At 71.4% G+C, this 6559-nt stretch carries 5 protein-coding genes and 1 pseudogene; 4 read left to right on the top strand and 2 right to left on the bottom strand.

The genetic code is table 11. From position 1 onward, the window contains the following. The 4 genes and pseudogenes from CCN56_RS15985 to CCN56_RS15970 form a co-directional block, all read left to right on the top strand. A pseudogene (locus tag CCN56_RS15985) lies at positions 1-417 on the top strand (hypothetical protein); the annotation flags it as partial. A 52-nt stretch (positions 418-469) separates the two neighbouring features. Beyond that, a complete protein-coding gene (locus CCN56_RS15980; protein ID WP_086827520.1) occupies positions 470-1285 on the top strand; it encodes a DsbA family protein in 816 nt (271 codons plus the stop codon). 186 nt (positions 1286-1471) lie between these two features. Next, positions 1472-3121 (top strand): alkaline phosphatase, encoded by a 1650-nt coding sequence (locus CCN56_RS15975; RefSeq protein WP_086827518.1) that lies wholly within the window; start codon positions 1472-1474, stop codon positions 3119-3121. A gap of 326 nt (positions 3122-3447) precedes the next feature. Further along, positions 3448-4407, top strand: coding sequence for a zinc metalloprotease (locus CCN56_RS15970; protein ID WP_256961989.1), 960 nt, complete (start codon positions 3448-3450; stop codon positions 4405-4407). 61 nt (positions 4408-4468) lie between these two features. Here the strand turns inward: CCN56_RS15970 and CCN56_RS15965 are convergent, their stop codons facing one another. Together CCN56_RS15965 and CCN56_RS15960 are read right to left on the bottom strand one after the other, a co-directional pair. After that, positions 4469-5038, bottom strand: coding sequence for a dienelactone hydrolase family protein (locus CCN56_RS15965; protein WP_086827514.1), 570 nt, complete (start codon positions 5036-5038; stop codon positions 4469-4471). Between the two features lie 52 nt (positions 5039-5090). Beyond that, the coding region (locus CCN56_RS15960; protein ID WP_107484162.1) for a sodium:proton antiporter at positions 5091-6559 on the bottom strand (1469 nt) is incomplete at its 5' end.

The following is a 6559-nucleotide window of genomic DNA, read 5'->3' as shown; positions in this document are numbered from 1 at the left end:
GCCGGCGGCCCGGTCGCCGGTTCGCTGCGCTCGGTGGGCGTGGACGTGTTCTGCGGCGGCGCCGTGGGCACGCCGCTGCCCGGCGTGGTGACCCCGGAGAGCGGGAGCGCCGCCGCCCTGCTCGACTCCCCCGACCCGGCGCTGCCGTGGCTGCTGCTCCTGGCCCATGTCGGCGTGGGGCTCTCGGCGGCGTGCTGGCTGCGCGGCGGGGAGCGGGCGCTGGCCCGGCTGCTCAGCGCGGTGGAGGCCTTCGCGTTCCGGCCGCTGCTCCTGGTGGCGGCCTTCTTCCGGGCCGCGGGTCCGGCGCCGCTGCGGGCCGGCCGGCCCGCCGACCGGCCCCGGTCCTCCCGTGCCCGGCTCCTCGTGCACTCCGTCGGGCGGCGGGGGCCGCCGCGTCCGGTGCTCGCTCTCGTCTGAGCGGGCCCGACGCGTCCCCCTGCCTTTCCCACCTTTCACGGAGAACACGATCATGAGTGCACGCAACAGCCACGCCAACAAGGCCGCCGCCCGCGAGCGACTGCGCGAGGAGCGCGAGCGCCAGGCGAAGAAGGACCGGGCGCGCCGGCAGCTGATCGTCGGCGTCTCGGCCGTGGCCGTCCTGGCCGCCGCCGGCGGCATCGGCTTCGCGGTCGTCCAGTCGAACAAGCCCACCCGGTGGGAGGCGGCGGCCGACGCGAAGAACGTGACGGCCCCGAAGAACACCACGGGCACGGACGGCACGACCGTCCTCATCGGCAAGGACTCCGCGAAGAAGACGCTTGAGCTGTACGAGGACTCGCGCTGCCCGGTCTGCGCGACCTTCGAGCAGACCGTGGGCTCCACGGTCGAGAAGGACGTCGAGGCCGGCAAGTACAAGATCCGGTACGTCGGTGCCACCTTCATCGACAACGGCATCCCGGGCGAGGGCTCGAAGAACGCCCTCTCGGCGCTCGGCGCCGCGCTGAACGTGAGCCCGGAGGCCTTCCTCAAGTACAAGGCGGCGCTCTACTCCACGAAGTTCCACCCGGAGGAGAAGGACGACAAGTTCGCCAAGGACTCCTACCTCCTGGAGGTGGCGGACTCGGTCCCGGCCCTCAAGGGGAACGCCGAGTTCAAGAAGAACGTCGAGGACGGCACCTTCGACGCGTGGGCGATGAAGATGTCGAAGGCCTTCGACGCCAGCGGGGTGCAGGGCACCCCGACGCTGAAGATGGACGGCAAGCCCGTCACGGTCAAGGGCACGACCAACCCGCCGATGACGGTGGCCGAGTTCGACACGGCGATCGACGCGGCCCTCAAGGCCTGACGCCCCACAGCACCGCCCTCGGCCCCGGACCCCCGGTCCGGGGCCGAGGTGTCACGGGGCCGGGACGTGACGGGGCGTGGGTTCTACGGGGTCGAGGCACGCCCCGGGCGTACGCCGGGCGACGAGTCGGCGAACTTCTGTCGCGGGGCTGCCCTTGAGACGTACTCGTCAGTAATCTGACTGCCCGTGACCAGTCGTTTCATACCCCCTGCCCCCACCCGTCGCACGGTCGTCAAGGCCGCCGCCGCCACCGCCGTCGTCGCGCCCGCCCTCCTGGGCGCGGCCGCTCCGGCGCTCGCGGACTCCGGGGCACCCGCCTTCCTCCACGGCGTCGCCTCCGGCGACCCGCTGCCCGACGGCGTCCTGCTCTGGACGCGCGTCACCCCCACCCCCGAGGCCGTGCCCGGATCCGGTCTCGGTCCCGACGTCCAGGTCGGCTGGGAGCTCGCCGAGGACCGTGCCTTCGCCCGGGTCGTCGCCTCCGGCACCACCACGGCGAGCGCCGCCTCCGACCACACGGTGAAGGCCGATGTCCGGGGCCTGCGCCCGGCCACCGCCTACTGGTTCCGCTTCACCGCGGGCGACGTCGTCTCCCCCGCCGCCCGCACCCGCACCGCGCCGGCCGTCGACTCCGCCGCGCCCGGTGTCCGCTTCGGCGTGGTCTCCTGCTCGAACTGGGAGTCCGGCCACTTCTCCGCGTACCGCCATCTCGCGGCCCGCTCCGACCTGGACGCGGTCCTCCACCTCGGCGACTACATCTACGAGTACGCCAGCGGCGCCTACCCCGAGGCGAAGTACGTCGTCCGGCAGCACGAGCCGCGCCACGAGATCGTGTCCCTCGCCGACTACCGCACCCGGCACGGCACGTACAAGACGGACGCCGACCTCCAGGCGATGCACGCGGCGCACCCGATCGTCGCCATCTGGGACGACCACGAGTTCGCCAACGACGCCTGGTCGGGCGGGGCCGAGAACCACACCCCCGGCACCGAGGGCGACTGGGCGGCCCGGGTGGCCGCCGCGAAGCAGGCGTACTTCGAGTGGATGCCGGTCCGCACCTCCACCGAGGGCACGGTCTTCCGGCGTCTGCGCTTCGGCAAGCTGGCCGATCTGCACCTGCTCGACCTGCGGTCCTTCCGGTCCGCGCAGGCGAAGGCGGGCAGCGGCACGGTCGACGACCCGGAGCGGTCCATCACCGGTCGCGCGCAGCTGGACTGGCTGAAGGCGGGTCTGGCCGGTTCGAACGCGACCTGGCAGCTGGTCGGCACCTCGGTGATGATCTCGCCGGTCGCCTTCGGCTCCCTGCCGGCGTATCTCCTGGAGCCGCTGGCCGAGTTGCTCGGCCTGCCGAAGGAAGGGATGGCGGTCAACGTCGACCAGTGGGACGGCTACACGGACGACCGCAAGGAGCTGCTCGCGCACCTGACCGAGCGGGCGATCCGCAACACCGTCTTCCTGACCGGTGACATCCACATGGCCTGGGCCAACGACGTGCCGGTGAAGGCCGCGACGTATCCGCTCTCGGCCTCGGCGGCGACCGAGTTCGTGGTCACCTCGGTGACCTCGGACAACCTGGACGACCTGCTGCACGTGGCTCCGGGCACGGTCTCGCTGGTGGCGTCGGCCGCGGTCAAGACCGCCAACCGCCATGTGAAGTGGGTGGACATGGACCATCACGGGTACGGAGTCCTCGACGTGACCGCCGCGCGCTCGCAGATGGACTACTACACGGTCTCCGACAAGACGGATCCGGCCGCGACGGCGGCCTGGGCGCGCTCGTACCGGACGCTGAGCGGAACGCAGCGTGTCGAGCGGGTGTACCAGCCGGTGCTGTAGCCGCCTGTTCGACGGCGATTTTCAGCCATGATCTCTTCTGTTAACGGGAGATCACATCGCTACGGCGGGTGGCGGGTTCCGGAGATCGAATCCGGACACACCACCCGCCTCCGTCACTTCGCTCGTTACGCCCGCGTCTCAAACCCTGGAAGCGGCGCAAGTTTTTCTTCCCGATGACCCGAATTGCCCCTTGGATGATTGGGCCTGATCGGTGCTCAACGTCCTCTGACATGGACGCGTAATCTCCGGGCGGTGGCGAGGAAGTCCCTCTCCACAGCCCCCCGCAAGGAGTCACCGTGCGTGCTCTTGTCCGCATATCGCCGCGTATGACACGTCGTCTGATGGGCACCGCCGTCCTGGCCGGAACCCTGGCCATCGCTCCCCTCTCCGCGCCCGTCGCCGCCCCGGCCGGCGCCACCCTCGCCTCCGCCGAGAAGTGCGCCGACGGCACGTCGACGCTCTCCGGCGCCCGCAAGGCCAAGGGCAGCGCCACCAAGGCCGAGCCGAACGAGATCACCGCCGACCAGGCCAAGGCCATGGACGCGGACCTGAAGAAGAAGGTGTCCGAGGCCCGGCTCGCCGGCCGCTCCACCGCGACCCTCGGCGCCACCGCGGTCTCGATCCCCGTCTACTTCCACGTCATCCACAGCGGCGCGGCGGGCAACCTCAGCTCCCAGGACATCAGCAACCAGATGGCCGTCCTGAACGCCGCCTACGGCGGCCAGGGCACCGGCAACGTGAACTCGGGCTTCCAGTTCTCGCTGGCCGGCACCGACTACACGGACAACGCCACCTGGTACAACCTGTCCTCCGGCTCGCAGGCCGAGAAGGACATGAAGACCACCCTGCGCAAGGGCGGCGCCAACGCGCTGAACATCTACACCGCCAACCTCGGCGGCGGCCTGCTCGGCTGGGCGACGTTCCCGTCCTCGTACAACTCCAGCCCGAACATGGACGGCGTCGTCATCCTCGACGCCTCGCTCCCGGGCGGCTCCGCGGCCAACTACAACGAGGGCGACACCGCCACCCACGAGGTCGGCCACTGGATGGGCCTGTACCACACCTTCCAGGGCGGCTGTAACGGCAACGGCGACTACGTCTCCGACACCCCGGCCGAGAAGAGCGCGGCCTACCAGTGCCCGACCGGCCGTGACTCCTGCACCTCGAAGCCGGGCGTGGACCCGATCCACAACTTCATGGACTACACGTACGACCCCTGCATGTACCAGTTCACCGCCGGCCAGGTGGCCCGCATGAACGACGCCTGGACGGCGTACCGCGCCTGACGGACCGTCCGCGAGAAAGGGGTGTGGCCCCGGGGCCACACCCCTTTTCCGTACGCGCCGTCTACAGGCTGTCGAGGAAGGACAGCGCCACCGACCAGGTCCGCTCCGCCGCCTCCTCGTCCCAGTCGGGCAGCTCCGGGTCCGTGTAGATGTGGCCCGCGCCCCGGTAGCGGTAGACCTCCACGTCCGCGCCGGCCTTGCGCATCTGCAGGTACCAGGAGGACAGCCAGTCGTCCGTCTCGAAGGGGTCCGGCTCGGCCACGTGCAGCTGCACCGGCAGCTCGTCCACCGCGGCGGACTCCGCGATGTCCGAGGTGCCGTGGAACAGCAGCAGCCCGCGCGCCTTCTCGTCGCCGAGCGCCAGGGTCTGCGCGATCGAGGCCCCGAGGGACAGGCCCATGTAGACCAGGCCCCGCTCGGAGTAGGGGGCGGCGGCCAGGACCGCGCGCTTCAGCAGCTCGTCCTTGCCGATCTCGTCCCGGAGCACCACGCCCTCCTCGACGGTCCCGACCGTCCGCCCGCCGTAGAGGTCCGGCGTCCAGACCTGGTGCCCGGCGGCCCGGAGCCGCTCGGCGGCCGCCTCGACGGAAGGGGTCAGCCCGTAGGCCGAGTGGAAGAGCATGATGTCCATGCGTCCCATCCTGCCACCCGGCGCCTACGGGACCGGGCAGGCCCCGGAGACGTCAGCGCATGCTGCGCACGTCCAGGTGGCGCAGCACCCGGTCCACCACCTCGGGGTCGGCGCCGGGTTCGCTGCGGGCCGCGAGGACCTCGTGGCGGGCGGCCGACATCAGCTCCCGCTGGATCCGCTGCACCGCCTTGAACCGCTTCGTCCGCTCCACGAAGGCGGCCCGCCGCTCGTCGTCCACCATGTCGGGGCTGATCCGCGCCCCGATGTCGTACGCCCCGCGCAGCAGCCGCTCCTGGACCTCCTCGGGCAGCTCCTCGACCTCCTCGATCTCCTTGAGCCTGCGCCTGGCGGCCTTCGCGGCCCGGATCGCGAGCTCCCGCTCCAGGGCCCGCTCGGCGTCCGTGTCGGCGCGCACCCCGAGCCGCCTCACCAGCCAGGGCAGGGTGAGGCCCTGGAGGACGAGCGTGGCGATGATCACACAGAAGGCGATGAAGACGATCTCGTCGCGGCCGGGGAAGGGCGTGCCGTCCTCGGTGCGGAACGGGATGGCGAGGGCGAGGGCGACCGAGGCCACCCCGCGCATCCCCGCCCACCACATGACGACCGTCTCCCGCCAGCTCATCGGGATCTCCTCGTCGACGTCCCGGAGCCTGTGCAGCTTCTTCGCCAGCCAGGTGGCGGGCAGCAGCCACAGAAGACGGACGCCGACGACCACGCCGACCACGGCGGCGCCCCAGCCGAGCATCTCCCGGCCGCGCCCCTCGGCGACCCCGAAGACGTGCACGAGCTCAAGACCGATGAGACCGAAGGCGATGCCGGTGACGAGGGTGTCGACGATCTGCCAGAAGGTCTGACCGGCGAGCCGGCCCATGACGTCGTCGGCGTCGGCAACGTACTCGGCCAGGAAGAGCGCGGTGACCAGGACGGCGAGGACGCCGGAGCCGTGCAGCTCCTCGGCGATCACATAGCTCACGAAGGGGACGAGGAGGGTGAGGCCGGTCTGCAGGGTGGCGTCGCCGAGGAGGCCGATGAGCTTGTTGGAGAGCCAGCCGAGCGTCAGACCGACGAGCACGGCGACCACGGCGGACAGCACGAACTCACCGAGCGCCTCGGGCCAGGAGAAGGAGCCGCTGACGACGGCGGCGATCGCCACGTGGTAGAGCACGATCGCGGTGACGTCGTTGAAGAGCCCCTCGCCCTCCAGGATCGACACCAGTCGGCGGGGCAGCCCGAGCGAGCCGGCCACGGCGGTCGCGGCGACCGGGTCCGGCGGCGCGACGAGGGCGCCGAGCGCCAGGGCGGCGGCGAGCGGAAGGCCCGGTACGAGCGCGTGCGCGACCGCGCCCACGGCGGCCGTGGTGACGAAGACCAGGGCCACCGCGAGCAGGAAGATGGGCCGCCTGTTGGCCGCGAACTGCCGCCACTGCTCTACGCCTCCGTGCAGCGGACCTCCTGGCGGCAGTTCGCGGCCAACAGGCGGCCCATCTTCCTGCTCGCGGTGGCCCTGGTCTTCGTCACCAC

This window comes from Streptomyces sp. NRRL B-24572, assembly GCF_002156145.1.
GTDB lineage: Bacteria > Actinomycetota > Actinomycetes > Streptomycetales > Streptomycetaceae > Streptomyces > Streptomyces vietnamensis.
This window is presented reverse-complemented; position numbering and strand designations above follow the sequence as displayed.

Excerpts from the sequence above, each read along its gene's own strand:
- CCN56_RS15980 (WP_086827520.1), top strand. The coding sequence starts at position 470 with ATGAGTGCACGCAACAGCCACGCCAACAAGGCCGCCGCCCGCGAGCGA.
- CCN56_RS15965 (WP_086827514.1), bottom strand. The coding sequence starts at position 5,038 with ATGGACATCATGCTCTTCCACTCGGCCTACGGGCTGACCCCTTCCGTC.
- CCN56_RS15970 (WP_256961989.1), top strand. The coding sequence starts at position 3,448 with ATGACACGTCGTCTGATGGGCACCGCCGTCCTGGCCGGAACCCTGGCC.